Here is a 16,204-nt window from a genome sequence, read left to right on the forward strand (position 1 = left end):
GCGTTAAGGACCTTTGCGGGGCCCGTACGAATCCGGGTGTTATTGACATCGCTCCGGCCCCGGTCAACGCTGCTCACGCGATGGACGCCGACGAAAATCTTCCGCGTCGCAAGGACGATCTCGCTGCCCAGCTGGGCAAGCAGGACCTCGATCCATTCTCGGTCGAGGAGCTGGAGGAGCGCATCGCGCTGCTCGAAGCCGAGATCGCCCGAAGCAAAACGCGGATTGAACGCGCCGTTAACCATCGCGCAAGCGCTGACGCCCTATTCAAGCGATGAGCGTTGCGCCGGAGAGAGGGGCAGTAGCCACGAAACTCCGGTGTTGGACCGCGATGCTTGATGCGGGGCCACTGCCTTCCGACATAGGGGAAGCGGGCCGCGTATCCGATGGCCCGCCTGGAGTAACCTGAATGCCTTCATTTGCCTCAGCGCTCGAATCCACGCTCCACAAGGCCCTCGAGGCCGCGTCGTCGCGGCGCCACGAATATGCGACGCTCGAGCATCTGCTGCTCGCGCTGATCGACGACGAACATGCGTCGAAGGTGATGAGCGCGTGCGGCGTCGATCTCGAGGAGATCAAGAACACCGTCGCGCATTATCTCGATACCGAGCTCGAAGCGCTCAAGGTCGAGGCGGCGACCGATCCCTCGCCCACCAGCGGCTTCCAGCGCGTCGTCCAGCGCGCCATCCTTCACGTCCAGTCCTCAGGCCGCGACGAAGTGACCGGCGCGAACGTGCTCGTCGCCCTGTTCAGCGAGCGCGAGAGCTACGCCGTCTATTTCCTGCAGCAGCAGGATATGAGCCGCCTCGACGCGGTCAGCTTTATCTCGCACGGCGTCGGCAAGGGCAGCAGTCCGACCGAAATCTCGACCCCCAAGGGCGCGGACGAGGAGAAATCGGCCAAGCCCGAGAGCAAGTCGGGCAAGGGCGAGAGCGCGCTCAAGCAGTTCACCGTCGATCTCAACGAGAAGGCCAGGAACGGCAAGGTCGATCCGCTGATCGGTCGCGGGCCCGAGGTCGACCGCACCGTCCAGATCCTGTGCCGCCGCAGCAAGAACAATCCGCTCTATGTGGGCGATCCGGGCGTCGGCAAGACCGCGATCGCCGAGGGGCTCGCGCGCAAGATCGTCGAGGGCGACGTGCCCGAGGTGCTCAAGCCCGCGGTCATCTATTCGCTCGACATGGGCGCGCTTCTCGCCGGCACGCGCTATCGCGGCGATTTCGAGGAGCGGCTGAAGCAGGTCGTCAACGAGCTTGAGAAGCTTCCCGACGCGATCCTGTTCATCGACGAGATCCACACCGTGATCGGCGCGGGCGCGACCAGCGGCGGCGCGATGGACGCGTCGAACCTGCTCAAGCCGGCGCTTTCGGGCGGCACGATCCGCTGCATCGGATCGACCACCTACAAGGAATTCCGCAACCATTTCGAGAAGGACCGGGCGCTGCTCCGGCGCTTCCAGAAGATCGACGTCAACGAGCCGACGGTCGAGGATACGATCAAGATCCTTTCGGGCCTGCGCTCGGCATTCGAGAACCACCATTCGGTGAAATACACGCCCGACGCGATCAAGTCTGCGGTGGAGCTGAGCGCGCGCTACATCAACGACCGCAAGCTGCCCGACAAGGCGATCGACGTGATCGACGAGGTCGGCGCGATGCAGATGCTGGTGCCGCCGTCGAAGCGGAAAAAGGTCATCACGCCCAAGGAGATCGAGGCCGTCATCGCGACGATGGCGCGCATCCCGCCGAAGAGCGTGTCGACCGACGACACCAAGACGCTCGCCAATCTCGAAACCGACCTCAAGCGGGTCGTGTTCGGGCAGGACCGGGCGATCCAGGTGCTCGCCTCGGCGATCAAGCTGAGCCGCGCGGGGCTGCGCGAACCCGAAAAGCCGATCGGCAACTATCTCTTCTCGGGGCCCACCGGCGTCGGCAAGACCGAAGTCGCGAAGCAGCTCGCCGATCTGCTCGGCATCCCGCTCCAGCGCTTCGACATGTCCGAATATATGGAGAAGCATTCGATCAGCCGCCTGATCGGCGCCCCTCCGGGCTATGTCGGCTACGATCAGGGGGGTCTGCTGACCGACGCGGTCGACCAGCAGCCTCATTCGGTGCTGCTGCTCGACGAAATCGAGAAGGCGCATCCGGACCTGTTCAACATCCTGCTCCAGGTGATGGATAATGGCCGGCTGACCGACCATCACGGCAAGACGGTCGATTTCAGGAACACCATCCTGATCATGACCACCAATGCCGGCGCGTCGGACATGGCCAAGGAATCGATCGGCTTCGGGGCGAGCAATCGCGACGACGTCCAGGAAGAGGCGGTGAAGAACCTCTTCACCCCCGAATTCCGCAACCGTCTCGATGCGATCGTGCCGTTCGGCTATCTGCCGCCGGAGATCGTCGCGCGGGTGGTGGACAAGTTCATCCTCCAGCTCGAACTCCAGCTGGCCGACCGCAACGTCCATATCCGCCTCGACGACGAATCGAAGGCGTGGCTCACCGAGCGCGGCTACGACAAGCTCTATGGCGCGCGCCCGATGGGCCGCCTCATCCAGGAGAAGGTCAAGCAGCCGCTCGCCGAGGAGCTGCTGTTCGGCAAGCTCGTCCATGGCGGCGAGGTGATCGTGAAGCTCAAGGACAATGAACTGGCCTTCGAGATCACCCCGGCTGCGCCCAAGCCCAAAAAGGGCGGCGGCAAGAAGAAGGTCAGCGCGAAGGCGAAGTAAGGTCTGGAATGGAGACAGATGGGGCCGGAACGGATGTTCCGGCCCCTTTTTCGTGGTAGGGTGGCGGACATGGATGAGCCGAAGGACGACTGGAAACGCGCGCAGGGCTTCGACCCCTCGGAGCCGGGCATTTTCGACAACGTCGATCAGGCGGCGATCGATGCCGCCGATGCGCGGGGCATGGCGGATCATGCTGCCGGACGTACGATCAGCAACACGGCGGTGATCCGCTGGCTGACCGACTATATCAACGGAAACAAACGCCCCCGTCCCCAGCCCGGCGAGTAACCGGTGCGCGTCACGTGGAGCGACGCCGCGCTGGAAGAGTTGACGGCGATCATCGAATATATCGAGCTATTCGATCAACCCGCCGCCTATCGATTGGCTGGGCGCATGGTGGCTTGCGCACAGTCCCTGGAGCAATTCCCCCATCGCGGCACGCCGCTCGGCGACGGGCGACGCCAGATGTCGATCGTCTATCCCTATCTGATCCGATACCGGGTGCTGGACGACCATGTGGAAATCGACTCGATCCGCCACGGCGCCCGCGCTGGCTAGGCTGCCTTCCGCCTGAACGGAATCTCCGTCGTCATATAGGTGAGCGCGCGCCATACCCATTCGATCGGGCCGTACTGGAAGTGCGCGAGCCACCACGCCGCGAGCCCCATCTGGATCGCGACCGCGCCGATCCCGACGCCCAGCCGCGTCGCCTGGCTCCAATCGTCCCATAGCCCCAGCCCGAAGCTGTAGAAGATCGGCACGAACACCAGGCTCTGGAGGATGTAGAGCGTCAGCGTCAGCCGGCCGAGCGCCGCGAAGGGCAGGATCAGCGCCCGCCGCGCGCTCTGGTAGAGCGCGCACAGGATCAGCGCCCAGCTGCTCATCCCCGCAAGCTCGAACCAGCTGCCGAGGATATAGCCCGTGTCGCGCCCTGCCGCCTCGCCATGGTTCGCGCCGACCCAGCCCGACAGGTCGCCGCGCACGAAATAGAGGATCGCCGCGGCGCCCAGCGCGAGCGACAGCCCGATCCACCGCCCCTTGGCGAAATCGGCCAGCCGCCCGAAAAAGCCGATCCGGCCGAGCACCATGCCGGTCAGATACAGCCCCATGATCTGCATGATCCGGCCGCTCTCGATCATGAAGAACCATTTCGACCATTGCCCGCCCCACAGATTGACCTGGAGCGTCTGGGCGAGGGTGCCGCCGATATAGATGTCCATCCCCGGGTCCTGATAATGGAGCGGGAGCTGGTTCGCCCAGGCCGCGCCGCTCGCGTCGGCGATCAGTTTCACGAACAGCCAGGGCTGGGCGAGGAAAAGCACCGCGAGCGCGATCAGCAGCCGGTTGTTCTTGATCCGGTGGAACAGCAGCAGCACGAATCCCATCGCCGAGAGCAGCTGGATGATGTCCCCGCGATAGATGAGCGCATGGAGCGTGCCGATCGCGAACAGCACGATCAGCCGCCATGCGAAGCGCGCGGTGAAATCCACCCCGCGCCGCGCCGCGCGCTCCATCAATATGTAGAAGCTGAAGCCGAAGCAGAGCGCGAGCAGCGAGAAGCTCTTGCCCATGAAGAGCAGATAGACGGTGTCGCCGAGCGGGGTGCTGTCGGGCTTCTTCCAGTAGAGCTCGTAGCTCTCGATCATATGGACGAGGAACAGCCCCGTCAGCGCGAATCCGCGCAGGATATCGACCACCTCGAGCCGCGCGCTCACATCGCCCGCGGGCGATCCCCCTTCCGCCATGCATCCCCTCCCTCAAAACATTGTTTCGTTTACGCGTTGTTTGGCATCTAACATCTAGAAAAGGCGCATGTCGCGCGGGATCGTTACACTGCTGAGCCTGATCTGTGTGTGCCTCGGCATCGCACTTTCGCGTCCGGCGCATGCCCAGACCGGTGTGGCGGGCCGCGAGCTCAAGGTCTGCGTGCTGCGCGATACCGGCGGGATGAACCCGGCCGAACTGATCCGGCATCCCGAACGCTTCGACTGCACCACCCCGCAGTATAAAATGGGTGCGGGCAATTTCTGGATCATCTCCGAGGACATCCTCCAGAAATCCAGGCCCCGCGCCCCGCTCAACGCGCGCGTCGCCAGCCTTTGGCAGGACAGTCTGTCGCTTCATATCCTCTATGCCGACGGCATGATGCGCTCGACCATCACCGGGCCGCGCGGCGTGACCCCGCTGCTCCAGCTCGGGGCGATCGTCGAGCATCCCCTGCCGATGGCCAAGGCCAAGATCGTCCGGCTGATGTGGCACGTCCAGGGATCGGCGAGCGTGCGCGGCATCCTGCTCGGCGCGCGGCTCGCGACCGACAAGGAGAGCGCCCGTGCCAATCTGGTGATGGCGGCGATGTATGCGGCGTTCGGCGGGCTGTGCCTCGCGCTGATCTGCTACAATCTCGCACTGTGGGGCGCGCTTCGCCACCATTTCCAGCTCTGGTATTGCGCGATGGTCCTGGGGCTGTTCGCCTATGCCTTCTCCTCCTCTGGCACGCTTGTCTGGGTATGGCCGGAGATCGCGAACAACGATCGCCTGAGGCTCAACTATCTGACCCTCGGACTGATGGGCGGCGCCGCATTGATGTTCGCGCGGGCCTTTTTCGAGGAGCGGATTTTCGCGGGTTGGCTGGGGCGCCTGGCAGTCGGAGTCGCCTGCGTGCTGGCAGGTGCGGGCCTCTTCGTCTTCCTCACGGCGCCGATCGCGGTCCGTGTGGGCGACCTGATCTTCACCAGCGTCTTCGTGGCGCTGGCGGGCGTCATCCTACCGACCCTGTGGCGCGCATGGCGGCTGCGCAGCAACTATCTCTGGCTGTTCGCGCTGGCATGGGGCGCGCCGATCCTGACCTCGATCCTGCGCACGCTCGGCAACCTCCATGTGCTGCCGTGGAACTTCTGGCTCGACAATTCGACGGTCCTGTCGATGTCGGCCGAGGCTTTGCTGTCGAGCCTCGCCATCGCCTATCGCATCCGCCTGCTCTCGATCGAGCGCGACGAGGCGATCACCGCGGAGGAAATCGCGCGCCGCCTCGCCGATGCCGATCCGCTCACCGGCCTGCTCAACCGCCGCGCCTTCCTCGAACAGGCGATCGGGCGCGAGGGCGAGCAGACGCTCCACGTCGCCGATCTCGACCATTTCAAGAGCGTCAACGACACGCTCGGCCATGACGGCGGCGACGAGGTGCTGCGCGTGTTCGCGCGGATGCTGCGCGCGTCGGCGCCGGCAAGCGCGCTGATCGCCCGGATCGGCGGCGAGGAATTCGCGATCCTCACCCGTGCCGGCGAGCCGGTCGATCCCGACCGCATCCTCGCCAAGCTTCGCGCGACACGGATGCCGTTCGACATGCAGGTGACCGCGAGCATCGGCACCTGCACCGGGCCGCTCACTACCGAACCCGAATGGAAGAAGCTCTATCGCGGCGCCGACAAGGCGCTGTTCCAGGCCAAATCCGCCGGCCGCGACCGCGTCCGCGCCGCGCCGGACCGCGAGGCCGCCTGATTCGCTTGCCGCGCCGCCGCGGCGGGCCTATTCAGGTCGGATGGACAAGGGGCGTTTCCGGATTGCGGTCGCGGGGCTGACGGCCCTGGCGCTGCTCGCGCTCTGGTCGCCGCACAACCGTGCCGACATCCGCATCCTCACCCACGAGCAGGGCGACCGTAACCCGCACGAGATGCGTGCCGCGATCGATATCGGCCTGGTCGCGATCTCGGTGCTGATCACCTGGACGCAGAAGCTGACGCGGTGACTTGCCTGCCTCCGGACCGCTGCTTACACCCCTGTAAATGAGCGACCCCGAGCAAATCTGGCGCAGTGATTTCCGCCACCCCGGCGTTTGGGATCAGCCCTTCCCCCCGCAATCGATGGTCGATCTGTTCGAAGCGAGCGCCGCCGCGCATCCGGAAGCGCCGCTGATCGATTTCATGGGCCGGCGTTACAGCTATGCCGAGACGCTCGACGGCGCGAACCGGGTGGCGCACGGGCTAAAGGCGCTCGGTTATGGCCCGGACGACCGGATCGGGCTCTTCCTGCCCAACGTGCCGCACTATGTCGCGGCCTATTACGGCGTGCTCAAGCTCGGCGCGACGGTGGTCAATTTCTCGCCGCTCTATTCGGTCGACGAACTCTCCGCGCAGGTCGCGGATTCGGGGACCAGACTGCTCTTCACCCTCTCCGCCTCCGCACTGTTGCCCACGGCGCTCGCGGTGCTCGAGAGGAGTGATCTCGAGCGGCTGGTGGTGGGATCGGTCGCGGGGGCGCTGCCCTCGGCCAAGTCGCTCTTCTACCGGCTCTTCCGCGGCGCCGAGGTCGCCAAGCGGCCGGACGACCCTCGCATTCTCGCCTTCTCCTCGCTGATCCATAATGACGGCTCGGCCGCGCATCCGAAGATCGACCCCGAGAACGACCTCGCGCTGATCCAATATACCGGCGGCACTACCGGCACCCCCAAGGGGGCGATGCTGACGCACCAGAATCTCTCGGCCAATGCGCGCCAGGTCGCGCTGCTCGATCCGGAGCGCGGGCAGGCGAAGGACAGCGTGCTCGGCGTGCTGCCGATGTTCCATGTCTTCGCCAATACCTGCGTGCTCAACCGCACCGTGCTGGCCGGCGGCGAGATCGTCATGCTGCCGCGCTTCAACGCCAAGCAGGCGATCGCCGCGCTCAAGCGTACCGGCGCGCGAGCGCTTCCCGGCGTGCCGACCATGTTCCAGGCGCTGCTCGATTCGCCCGACATGACCGCCGACAGCTTCGCCTCGGTGCGCTACTGCATCTCGGGTGGCGCCCCGCTCCCCGAACAGCTCAAGAGCGTGTTCGAGAAGCTCACCGGCTCGCGGTTGATCGAGGGCTATGGCCTTTCCGAAAGCTCGGGCGTGGTTTCCACCAACCCGTATGACGGGCTCAACAAGCCCGGCACGATCGGCCAGCCGCTCGCGGGCACGCGCGTCAAGCTGGTCGACAAGGAGAATCCGAAAAGGGCCGTGCCCAAGGGGGAGCCCGGCGAGCTGGTGGTCGCGGGACCTCAGATCATGAGGGGCTATTGGAACCGGCCCGATGCCGACAAGCAGGTCTTCGTCACCGATCGAAAGGGCGTGCGCTGGCTGCGCACCGGCGATGTCGCGACGATCGACGAGGACGGCTATATCCGCATCGTCGACCGTCTCAAGGACATGATCGCGGTCGGGGGGTTCAAGGTCTTCCCCAGCCAGATCGAGGATGTGCTCTATCGCAATCCGGCGGTGAAGGAGGCGCTGGTGATCGGCCTGCCCGACGCCTATCATGGCGAACTGCCGCATGCCTATGTGACGCTCAACGAGGGCGCGAGAACCACGGGGCCGGAGCTCTGCCAATGGCTGAACGGCAAGCTCGGCAAGCATGAGCGCGTGGCGGAAGTTGTCGTGCGCGACAATCTGCCCAAGACGATGATCGGCAAGCTCAGCCGCAAGGACCTATTGGCCGAGGTACGGGTTTCGCCACCACGAGAAAAACCATGATCCTCCGTTCCACCGCGCTCGCGCTGACCCTGTTGATCGCCCCGCCCGCGCCCGCCGCCGAAACGCGGATCGACGTGGCGATGAGCAACTTCAAATTCACTCCCGACACGATCCGGATGAAGGCCGGCCAGGCCTATGTCCTCCATCTGACCAGCACCGGCGGCCACAGCTTCGGCGCCGCCACCTTCTTCGCCGCGGCGAAGATCGCCCCCGCCGACCGCGCGAAGATCAGCAAGGGCAAGATCGAGGTCGGCGCCGGTCAGCCCGTCGACATCCACCTCACCGCCCCCGCCGCGGGCAGCTATCCGGTGCGCTGCACCCATTTCCTCCACGCCAGCTTCGGCATGACGGGCAAGATCGTGGTGAGTTGAGGCCCAATCCGGTTGCATTCGCCCGCCGCCCTGCCGCATAGGCTGGGCATGGCCGAAGACACCGACATCGCCGCACTTTCGTTCGAGGAAGCGCTCAAGGAACTCGAGCGGATCGTCGGGCGGCTCGAGAGCGGCGAGGCCGCGCTCCAGGAAGCGATCGACCTGTACGAACGCGGCGACCGGCTGCGCAAGCAATGCGCCGCGCGGCTCGATGCGGCGCAGGCGCGGATCGAGGCGATCCGGCTCGATGCCGAGGGGAGGCCCTCGGGCACGGCCCCTTTCGCCGCGGGCTGACCCTTGCCTGACATGGCGCATGCGAGCCTCGCGCTCCAGGCCGCGCTCAAGCAGGTATCGTCCGAGATCGACCGGCAATTCGATCTGCTGCTGACCATCCCCGACGATCCCCGCGCCGATCTCTACCGCGCGATGCGCCACGCGGCGATCGGGGGCGGCAAGCGGCTCCGCCCCCTGCTCGTCTTCGCCACCGCACGGCTGTTCGGGGTCGACCGCAGCTGCACCGCGCGCGTCGCCACCGCGGTCGAATGCATCCATGTCTATTCGCTGATCCATGACGATCTGCCCGCGATGGACGATGACGATGTCCGTCGCGGCAAGCCCACCGTCCACCGCGCCTTCGACGAGGCGACCGCGATCCTTGCCGGCGATTGCCTCCACGCGCTCGCCTTCGAGGTGCTCGGGCACGAGGCGACCTATCCCGACCCCTTCGTCCGCACCGAACTGAGCTACGAGCTCGCCCGCGCCTCGGGCCCTTCGGGCATGGCGGGCGGGCAGATGATGGATCTCGAGGCCGAGAAGGCGAGCTTCGACCTGCCAACCGTCACCCGGCTTCAGGCGATGAAGACCGGCGCGCTGATCGCCTGCGCGGTCGAGATGGGCGCGATCCTCGGCCGCGTGCCGCCCGAGGGCCGTACGGGACTGCGCGGCTATGCCCGCGATGTCGGCCTCGCCTTCCAGATCGCCGACGACATCCTCGACGCCGAGGGCGACGAGGATCTTGCGGGCAAGAAGCTCCGCAAGGACGGCGCGCGCGGCAAGGAGACCTTTCTCTCGCTGCTCGGCCTCGACCGCGCCCGCGCGCAGGCCGAGATGCTGGTCGATCAGGCGATCGCCCATCTCCACCCCTATGGCCCCGAGGCGGACCTGCTGCGCGACATCGCCCGCTTCACATTGGAACGCGACCGCTGAGCACGCCGCTCCGCTGGACGGCGATCATCCTGCTCGCCGCGACCGGCCTCGCCATCGCGGCCTGGCTCTACGCGGTCCATTGGCGCCCCTCGGAAGAAACCTGGCCCCGCCAGGGCATCGACGTGTCGCACCATCAGGGCGTGATCGACTGGACCGCGGTCGCCCGCCAGCGCCAGGTCGACTTCGCCTATATCAAGGCGAGCGAGGGCGGGACCTCACGCGATCCGATGTTCGAGGTGAACTGGAAGGGCGCGGGCGCAGCGGGGATCGCGCGCGGCGCCTATCATTATTTCTCATTGTGCACGCCGGGCGACGTCCAGGCGGCCAATTTCATCGCCGCGGTGCCGGGCGACGGCAATATGCTCGCCCCTGCGGTCGATCTCGAATTCGGCGGCAATTGCGCCGACCGGCCCGAGCCCGAGGCATTGTTCGTCGAACTGATGATCTTCATCCGCGCGGTCGAGACGCGCTACCGCCAGCCGGTGGTCCTCTATCTCACCCGCGAGTTCGATTCGGGCTATGGAGTCAGCGCCCGCATCCATCGCCGCCTGTGGCTGCGCAGCATCTTCCGCGAGCCAAAATGGGGCGCCCGCCCCTGGGCGATCTGGCAGGCATCGAGCTTCCGCAGCGTGCCCGGGATCGAGGGCCGGGTCGACTGGAACGTGTGGCGCCCCTGAGTCACCGAGCTTGACACCTGCCTTTCGCACTTGCAGCACAGCCGCCCGATCAGGGAGAGCCCTATGACCATCCGCACCGGCGTCTATCCCGGCACCTTCGATCCGATCACTCGCGGCCATATGGACATCATCCGGCGCGGCGCGAAGCTGGCCGACCGGCTGGTGATCGGGGTCACCACCAACCCGAGCAAGAACCCGATGTTCTCGATCGAGGAACGGATGGCGATGGTGAAGCGCGAGACGGGCGGGATCGAGGGCGAGATCCACGTCGTCAGCTTCGATTCGCTGCTGATGGACTTTGCCGAGCGCGAGGGGGCGAGCATGATCGTCCGCGGCCTGCGCGCCGTCGCCGACTTCGAATATGAGTATCAGATGGCCGGGATGAACCAGCAGCTCAACGACCGGATCGAGACCGTCTTCCTGATGGCCGATGTCTCGCTCCAGCCGATCGCGAGCAAGCTGGTCAAGGAAATCGCGCTCTATGGCGGCGCGATCGGCAAGTTCGTCTCCCCCGCAGTGGAAGCCGATGTCGTCGCGCGCGTGTCCAAGATTGGCCGCAAAGGCGGTGCATAGCGGGGTTTGCGCGGCGGCAGGACTGCTCTAGACCCGCGCCACAGCCCGATAGACGCGAGTGGAGAGTCGATGCGTTTCGTTGCACTTATGGCCGCCCTGGCCGTTTCCCTGGTCGCGATGCCCGCCGCCGCACAGCGCGGCAAGCCGGCGCCCGCCCAGCCTTTCCGTCCCGATCGCGTAGCGTCGACGCCCGCCTCCAACCAGCCCGCCGCGCTGGTGGTTGCGCCAGATCCCGAAAATACCTGGGTGCTCGATCTCTCCTCGGGCGGCCGCGTCACCATCCGGCTGCGCCCCGATGTCGCGCCGCAAATGGTCGAGCGGATCAAGACGCTTACCCGCCAGCATTTCTATGACGGCACGATCTTCCACCGCGTCAACGACGCCCCTGAAGGCATGGCGCAGGGCGGCGATCCCAAGGGCAATGGCACCGGCGCCTCGGCGCTCCCCAATCTCCCCGCCGAGTTCAGCCGGCTGCCGCACGTCCGCGGCACCGTCTCGGCGGCGCGCGCCGAGGATGTGAACAGCGCGAACAGCCAGTTCTTCATCATGTTCAGCCCGCGCCTCGGCTTCGATCACAACTATACCGTGTTCGGGCGCGTGACCTCGGGCATGGAATGGGTCGACAAGATCGAGCGCGGCGAGCCACCCGCGCATCCGACGCGCATCCTCCACGCCTATATCGAGTCGGATAGCCCCCCGCCCTATCAGGCCGCGACGCCGGGTACCGTCGCGCTGCCCGCGGGCGAGGAAGCGGTCACGCTGCCGGGCGCCCCGCCGCCGAAGCAGTAAGCCGGGGAGAGGCCGGTGGACGTCGGCCTTTTTGATTTCGAGCTCCCCCCCGAGCGGATCGCGCTGCGGCCCGCTTCCCCGCGCGATTCGGCACGGTTGCTCGTGCTGGACGGCGCGGAGACGCGCGACCTGCTGGTCTCGGACCTGCCCGGCCAGCTCCGCGCGGGCGACTGCCTCGTCTTCAACGACACGCGCGTCATTCCGGCGCAGCTCGAAGGGCTCCGGGGTGAGGCGAAGATCGGCGCCACGCTCCACAAGCGCGAGGGGCCCCGCCGCTGGCGCGCCTTCATCCGCAACGCCAAGCGCCTCCGCGAGGGTGACACGATCGATTTCGGCGCGGGGGTGAGCGCCACCGCGAGCGACCGCGCCGAGGATGGCAGCTTCGCGCTCGATTTCGCGGGCGACGAGCCGGTCGAGCTGCTGCTCGAACGCTGCGGCCGGATGCCGCTCCCCCCTTACATCGCCTCCAAGCGCGGCACCGACGAGCGCGATGCCGAGGATTACCAGACGATGTTCGCCGCGGATCCCGGCGCGGTCGCGGCCCCCACCGCCGCGCTCCACTTCACGCCCGGACTCATCGAATCGCTCCAGGCTGCTGGCGTGGCGCATACGACGCTCACCCTGCATGTCGGCGCGGGCACCTTCCTGCCGGTCAAGGCCGAGGATACCGACGACCACAAGATGCACGCCGAATGGGGCCGGATCGACGCCGGCACCGCCGACCGCCTCAACGCCGTGCGCGCGGGCGGCGGCCGGGTGATCGCGGTCGGCACCACCAGCCTGCGCCTGATCGAGAGCGCCTGCAGCGAGGACGGCGTGATCCGCCCGTTCGAAGGCGACACCGCGATCTTCATCACCCCGGGCTACCGGTTCCGGGGGATCGACGGACTGATCACCAACTTCCATTTGCCCAAATCGACGCTGTTCATGCTGGTGAGCGCGCTGATGGGGCTGGAGCGGATGCAGGCGGCCTATCGCCATGCGATCGACACAAAGTATCGCTTCTACAGCTATGGCGATGCGAGCCTGTTGCTGCCGTGACCAAGGAATCCCGATGCGCCTGTTGCTGACCCTCGTCGCGATGCTGATCGCCCTGCCCGCCTATGCCCAGCAGACGCCCACGCCGCCCGCGCCCGGTGCGCCCGCGGGCCCGGGCCAGCCGCCCGCCAACCTGATCGCCGAGCCGGTCGCGCTGATGATCGCGGCGTTCGACAGCGATGGCGACGCCCGCGTCACCCGCGCCGAATTCGACGCGGGGCTGCGCCACAGCTTCGATCTGGCCGATCCCCAGCACAAGGGCAACCTCAGCTATATCGGCTTTTCCGACTGGGCCGAGACCTGGCTCGGCAACCGCAACGCGCTGCCCAGCCCGTTCGAAGCCGATGCGGACGGCGACAACCGCATCACCTTTGCCGAACTCTCGGACCGGTTCGCGCTGTTCTTCGCGCGCTTCGATGCGAACAAGGACGGCGTCATCGTCCGTTCGGAGCTGGTCCGCGTCGGCCCGCCGCAGATGATCCGCTTCGACGGCCGCCGCCGCCGCGACGGGCAGCAGCACGACGAGTAGCTTTTTTTGCTCGGCTCACGCCGAGGTTGCGGCGCCGGCCCGCTCCTCCACCCGGCCTCCCATAGAATACTAAAGTAAGGGAGGCCGGGTGGAGGAGCGGGCCGGCGCCGCATGTTTCAGCGAAGCTGAAACCCGACTCTATGTCCTAGCATCTCACGCCCCGGCCCCGCTAAGAGGGGGCGATGGCCGCGCATCACGACCACCATGCCCCCGCCGATTTCGGCCGCGCCTTCGCGATAGGGACCGCGCTCAACCTCGCCTTTGTCGCGGTGGAGGGTGCCGCGGGCTTCCTGACCGATTCGGTCGCGCTGCTCGCGGACGCGGGGCACAATCTCTCCGACGTGCTCGGGCTGCTCGTCGCCTGGGGCGGCGCCGAGCTGGCCAAGCGGCCGGCGTCGAAGCGCTTCACCTATGGACTGCGGGGCTCCTCGATCCTCGCCGCGCTCGCCAATGCGCTGCTGCTGCTCGTCGCGGTCGGCGCGATCACGCTCGAGGCGGTGCAGCGGCTGGGCGCTCCCCCGCCGATCCAGGGCGGCGCGGTGATGGCGGTCGCGGGGGTCGGCATCGTCATCAACACCGCCACCGCCCTGCTCTTCGCGCGCGGGCACAAGCATGACCTCAACATCCGCGGCGCCTATCTCCACATGGCGGCCGACGCCGCGGTCTCGGCGGGGGTGGTGATCGGCGGCGGGCTGATCCTGCTGACGGGCAATGCCTGGATCGACCCGGCGATCAGCCTGGTCATCGTCGCGGTGATCCTGTGGAGCACCTGGGGGCTGCTCACCGAATCGCTCGGGCTCGCGCTCGGCATGGTGCCGCCGCGGATCGACGCCGACCGCGTCCGCGCCGCGCTCGAGTCGCTCCCCGGGGTCACCCGCATCCACGATCTCCATATCTGGCCGATGAGCACCACCGAGGCGGCGCTGACCGCGCATCTGGTGATCCCCGAAGGCCATCCCGGCGACGCTTTCCTGATCGATCTGCAACACCGGCTGGCGCACGACTTCGGGATCGACCATACGACCGTCCAGATCGAATTGGGCAACGGGGCGGAATGCCGGATGCACGGGAATGGGGACCACAGGCATGACTGACCCCGCGGCTTCGGCCGGCGGGCGAGTCCGGCTGGTGATCTTCGATTTCGACGGCACGCTGTCGGACAGCGGCGACTGGTTCCTCTCGGTCGTCGACGATCTCGCGCGCACCTTCCGCTTCCGCACCGTCCAGCCCGACCAGGTCGAGATGCTGCGCCGGCGCAGCTCGCGCGAGGTGATCGAGTTTCTCGGCATCTCGAAGTGGAAGCTGCCCTTCATCGCCTGGTATGTCCGCCGGCTGGTCGGGCGCAATGTCGGGCAGATCGAGCTGTTCCCGGGCACGCCCAACCTGCTCGAGCAGCTGAAGACGACGGGCGTGAAGCTCGCTTTGGTCACCTCCAATTCGGAGGACAATGCCCGGCGCATCCTGGGCCCGGAGAATGCCGCGCGGATCGAATATTATGCGTGCGGCTCCTCGCTGTTCGGCAAGGCGCCCAAATTCCGCAAGACGCTCAAGAAGCTCCGCGTCGCGCCGAACGAGGCGCTGGCGATCGGCGACGAGACCCGCGACGTCGATGCCGCGCGCGAGGTGGGGATGCGCGCCGGGTCGGTGCTGTGGGGCTATGCCGCCGAGGACCTGCTCGCGGCGCTCAAGCCCGACGCGCTGTTCCGCGAGCCGCAGGACATTCTCGACTACGTCGCCGCGCACCGCTGAGCGGGGTCCGGTTCGCGAGGCCGGACCGTCCCAGCCTGTGAAAGTTGACACTAGCTTCACACTATCAAGGTTCAGACCGACCATATACTTGACATCGTCAACTATAGGCGTACGCCGATGCCATGACCGATGCCGTCGAGAGCTTCCGCGCCTTCAACCGGGTGCACACCCGCTTCGCCGGGGTACTCAAGCCGCGCTACATGGGCAGCGATCTGAGTGTGATCGAGGCGCGGCTGCTCTACGAGATCGCGCAGCGCGCGCCGGTGCTGGCGAGCACGCTGCAGGCGCTGCTCGATCTCGACCCGGGCTATGCCAGCCGGATGCTGCGCCGCTTCGAGCAGCATGGCTGGATCGCGCGCGGGCGCGGCGCCGACGCGCGCGAGCGGCCGATCGTGCTGACCGAGGCGGGGCGCGCGGCGTTCGCCGAGCTCGACCAGGCGACGCGCGAGGAGACCGCGCGCCAGCTTGAACCGCTCGGCGAGGCGGGGCGCGCGGCGCTGACGCAGGCGCTCGATACCGCGCGGCTGCTGATGGCGGGGGAGGACGAGCCCTGGACGCTGCGCACCTTCCGGACCGGCGACATGGGGCTGATCGCGGCGCGCCAGTCGATCCTCTACCATGAGGGCTATGGCTGGGGGCGCGGCATGGAGGTGCTGATCGGCGAGATCGTCACCGATTTCCTGCGCGACTTCGTGCCCGGCCGCGAGCAATGCTGGGTGGCCGAGCGCGGCGGGCGGATGCTGGGCTGCGTCTTCCTGGTCGAGGATGCGGGCGTGGCGCGGCTGCGGCTGCTCTATGTCGAGGCCGAGGCGCGCGGGCTGGGGATCGGCAAGGCGCTGGTCGATGCCTGCATCGATTTCGCGCGGGCCGCGGGCTATCCCAAGATCGTGCTGTGGACCCATACGGTGCTGACCAGCGCGCGGAAAATCTATGCCGGGGCGGGGTTCCGCATCGTCTCCACGCAGGTGCATGACGAGTTCGGCAAGCCCGAGCAGGGCGAGACCTGGGAGCTGGAGCTTTAGGGTGATTCCCTTTTCCGTTCGTGCTGAGCT

At 66.9% G+C, this 16,204-nt stretch carries 19 protein-coding genes; 18 read left to right on the plus strand and 1 reads right to left on the minus strand.

All coding sequences use genetic code 11. The annotated features are described in order from the left end of the window. Positions 1 to 80 precede the first annotated feature (80 nt). The 4 genes from OF829_RS01455 to OF829_RS01470 all read left to right on the plus strand — a co-directional run bounded on the left by OF829_RS01455 (position 81) and on the right by OF829_RS01470 (position 3,289). Positions 81 to 278, plus strand: coding sequence for a DUF1192 domain-containing protein (locus OF829_RS01455; protein ID WP_264938170.1), 198 nt, complete (start codon positions 81 to 83; stop codon positions 276 to 278). 131 nt (positions 279 to 409) lie between these two features. Then, complete coding sequence (gene clpA, locus OF829_RS01460; protein ID WP_264938171.1) at positions 410 to 2,731, plus strand: ATP-dependent Clp protease ATP-binding subunit ClpA; 2,322 nt, start codon at positions 410 to 412, stop codon at positions 2,729 to 2,731. Positions 2,732 to 2,800: 69 nt separating this feature from the next. Beyond that, entirely contained in the window at positions 2,801 to 3,019 is a 219-nt protein-coding gene (locus tag OF829_RS01465; protein ID WP_264938172.1) for a CopG family transcriptional regulator, read from the plus strand. Between the two features lie 3 nt (positions 3,020 to 3,022). After that, on the plus strand, positions 3,023 to 3,289 hold the full coding sequence (locus OF829_RS01470) for a type II toxin-antitoxin system RelE/ParE family toxin (RefSeq protein WP_264938173.1): 267 nt from the start codon (positions 3,023 to 3,025) through the stop codon (positions 3,287 to 3,289). Here OF829_RS01470 and OF829_RS01475 read toward each other — a convergent pair. Continuing rightward, positions 3,286 to 4,476: a DUF418 domain-containing protein gene (locus OF829_RS01475; protein ID WP_264938174.1), complete on the minus strand. Its 1,191-nt coding sequence runs from the start codon at positions 4,474 to 4,476 to the stop codon at positions 3,286 to 3,288. The genes OF829_RS01470 and OF829_RS01475 overlap by 4 nt on opposite strands. 67 nt (positions 4,477 to 4,543) lie before the next feature. Between OF829_RS01475 and OF829_RS01480 the strand changes: the two genes are divergently transcribed. From OF829_RS01480 to OF829_RS01545, 14 genes are all read left to right on the plus strand, one after another. Continuing rightward, positions 4,544 to 6,229 (plus strand): sensor domain-containing diguanylate cyclase, encoded by a 1,686-nt coding sequence (locus OF829_RS01480; protein ID WP_264938175.1) that lies wholly within the window; start codon positions 4,544 to 4,546, stop codon positions 6,227 to 6,229. A gap of 40 nt (positions 6,230 to 6,269) precedes the next feature. After that, positions 6,270 to 6,476, plus strand: a complete 207-nt coding sequence (locus OF829_RS01485) for a hypothetical protein (RefSeq protein ID WP_264938176.1) — start codon at positions 6,270 to 6,272, stop codon at positions 6,474 to 6,476. A gap of 37 nt (positions 6,477 to 6,513) precedes the next feature. Next, complete coding sequence (locus tag OF829_RS01490) at positions 6,514 to 8,220, plus strand: AMP-binding protein (RefSeq protein WP_264938177.1); 1,707 nt, start codon at positions 6,514 to 6,516, stop codon at positions 8,218 to 8,220. Then, the gene (locus OF829_RS01495; protein WP_264938178.1) at positions 8,217 to 8,591 is read left to right on the plus strand and encodes a plastocyanin/azurin family copper-binding protein; all 375 of its coding nucleotides are present in this window, start codon (positions 8,217 to 8,219) and stop codon (positions 8,589 to 8,591) included. The genes OF829_RS01490 and OF829_RS01495 overlap by 4 nt, the downstream gene beginning before the upstream one ends. Positions 8,592 to 8,639: 48 nt before the next feature. Further along, positions 8,640 to 8,885: an exodeoxyribonuclease VII small subunit gene (locus tag OF829_RS01500; protein ID WP_264938179.1), complete on the plus strand. Its 246-nt coding sequence runs from the start codon at positions 8,640 to 8,642 to the stop codon at positions 8,883 to 8,885. A 12-nt stretch (positions 8,886 to 8,897) separates the two neighbouring features. Then, positions 8,898 to 9,797 carry a polyprenyl synthetase family protein gene (locus OF829_RS01505; RefSeq protein WP_264938180.1) on the plus strand — a complete coding sequence of 300 codons (900 nt, stop codon included), beginning with the start codon at positions 8,898 to 8,900 and terminating at the stop codon, positions 9,795 to 9,797. Positions 9,798 to 9,919: 122 nt separating this feature from the next. Beyond that, complete coding sequence (locus tag OF829_RS01510; protein WP_264938181.1) at positions 9,920 to 10,474, plus strand: GH25 family lysozyme; 555 nt, start codon at positions 9,920 to 9,922, stop codon at positions 10,472 to 10,474. Between the two features lie 69 nt (positions 10,475 to 10,543). Beyond that, positions 10,544 to 11,047 (plus strand): pantetheine-phosphate adenylyltransferase, encoded by a 504-nt coding sequence (gene coaD / locus OF829_RS01515; RefSeq protein ID WP_264938786.1) that lies wholly within the window; start codon positions 10,544 to 10,546, stop codon positions 11,045 to 11,047. A gap of 69 nt (positions 11,048 to 11,116) precedes the next feature. Then, positions 11,117 to 11,836 (plus strand): peptidylprolyl isomerase, encoded by a 720-nt coding sequence (locus OF829_RS01520; RefSeq protein WP_406701384.1) that lies wholly within the window; start codon positions 11,117 to 11,119, stop codon positions 11,834 to 11,836. Positions 11,837 to 11,851: 15 nt separating this feature from the next. Next, the gene (gene queA, locus OF829_RS01525) at positions 11,852 to 12,877 is read left to right on the plus strand and encodes a tRNA preQ1(34) S-adenosylmethionine ribosyltransferase-isomerase QueA (RefSeq protein WP_264938183.1); all 1,026 of its coding nucleotides are present in this window, start codon (positions 11,852 to 11,854) and stop codon (positions 12,875 to 12,877) included. A gap of 13 nt (positions 12,878 to 12,890) precedes the next feature. After that, positions 12,891 to 13,403 (plus strand): EF-hand domain-containing protein, encoded by a 513-nt coding sequence (locus tag OF829_RS01530; RefSeq protein ID WP_264938184.1) that lies wholly within the window; start codon positions 12,891 to 12,893, stop codon positions 13,401 to 13,403. Positions 13,404 to 13,585: 182 nt separating this feature from the next. After that, complete coding sequence (locus OF829_RS01535) at positions 13,586 to 14,497, plus strand: cation diffusion facilitator family transporter (protein WP_264938185.1); 912 nt, start codon at positions 13,586 to 13,588, stop codon at positions 14,495 to 14,497. Next, entirely contained in the window at positions 14,490 to 15,152 is a 663-nt protein-coding gene (locus tag OF829_RS01540; protein WP_264938186.1) for an HAD hydrolase-like protein, read from the plus strand. The genes OF829_RS01535 and OF829_RS01540 overlap by 8 nt, the downstream gene beginning before the upstream one ends. A 122-nt stretch (positions 15,153 to 15,274) precedes the next feature. Further along, positions 15,275 to 16,174, plus strand: coding sequence for a bifunctional helix-turn-helix transcriptional regulator/GNAT family N-acetyltransferase (locus tag OF829_RS01545; RefSeq protein WP_264938187.1), 900 nt, complete (start codon positions 15,275 to 15,277; stop codon positions 16,172 to 16,174). The last annotated feature ends 30 nt before the right edge of the window (positions 16,175 to 16,204 follow it).

It is taken from the genome of Sphingomonas caeni (genome assembly GCF_026013415.1).
In the GTDB taxonomy this organism is placed as follows: Bacteria; Pseudomonadota; Alphaproteobacteria; order Sphingomonadales; family Sphingomonadaceae; genus Sphingomonas; species Sphingomonas caeni.

Coding starts and splice junctions, on each gene's coding strand:
- OF829_RS01545 (WP_264938187.1), top strand. CDS start 15,275: ATGACCGATGCCGTCGAGAGCTTCCGCGCCTTCAACCGGGTGCACACC.
- OF829_RS01535 (WP_264938185.1), top strand. CDS start 13,586: ATGGCCGCGCATCACGACCACCATGCCCCCGCCGATTTCGGCCGCGCC.
- OF829_RS01455 (WP_264938170.1), top strand. CDS start 81: ATGGACGCCGACGAAAATCTTCCGCGTCGCAAGGACGATCTCGCTGCC.
- clpA (WP_264938171.1), top strand. CDS start 410: ATGCCTTCATTTGCCTCAGCGCTCGAATCCACGCTCCACAAGGCCCTC.
- OF829_RS01530 (WP_264938184.1), top strand. CDS start 12,891: ATGCGCCTGTTGCTGACCCTCGTCGCGATGCTGATCGCCCTGCCCGCC.
- OF829_RS01500 (WP_264938179.1), top strand. CDS start 8,640: ATGGCCGAAGACACCGACATCGCCGCACTTTCGTTCGAGGAAGCGCTC.
- OF829_RS01475 (WP_264938174.1), bottom strand. CDS start 4,476: ATGGCGGAAGGGGGATCGCCCGCGGGCGATGTGAGCGCGCGGCTCGAG.
- OF829_RS01495 (WP_264938178.1), top strand. CDS start 8,217: ATGATCCTCCGTTCCACCGCGCTCGCGCTGACCCTGTTGATCGCCCCG.
- OF829_RS01520 (WP_406701384.1), top strand. CDS start 11,117: ATGCGTTTCGTTGCACTTATGGCCGCCCTGGCCGTTTCCCTGGTCGCG.
- OF829_RS01485 (WP_264938176.1), top strand. CDS start 6,270: ATGGACAAGGGGCGTTTCCGGATTGCGGTCGCGGGGCTGACGGCCCTG.
- OF829_RS01480 (WP_264938175.1), top strand. CDS start 4,544: ATGTCGCGCGGGATCGTTACACTGCTGAGCCTGATCTGTGTGTGCCTC.
- OF829_RS01540 (WP_264938186.1), top strand. CDS start 14,490: ATGACTGACCCCGCGGCTTCGGCCGGCGGGCGAGTCCGGCTGGTGATC.
- OF829_RS01505 (WP_264938180.1), top strand. CDS start 8,898: ATGGCGCATGCGAGCCTCGCGCTCCAGGCCGCGCTCAAGCAGGTATCG.
- OF829_RS01465 (WP_264938172.1), top strand. CDS start 2,801: ATGGATGAGCCGAAGGACGACTGGAAACGCGCGCAGGGCTTCGACCCC.
- OF829_RS01490 (WP_264938177.1), top strand. CDS start 6,514: ATGAGCGACCCCGAGCAAATCTGGCGCAGTGATTTCCGCCACCCCGGC.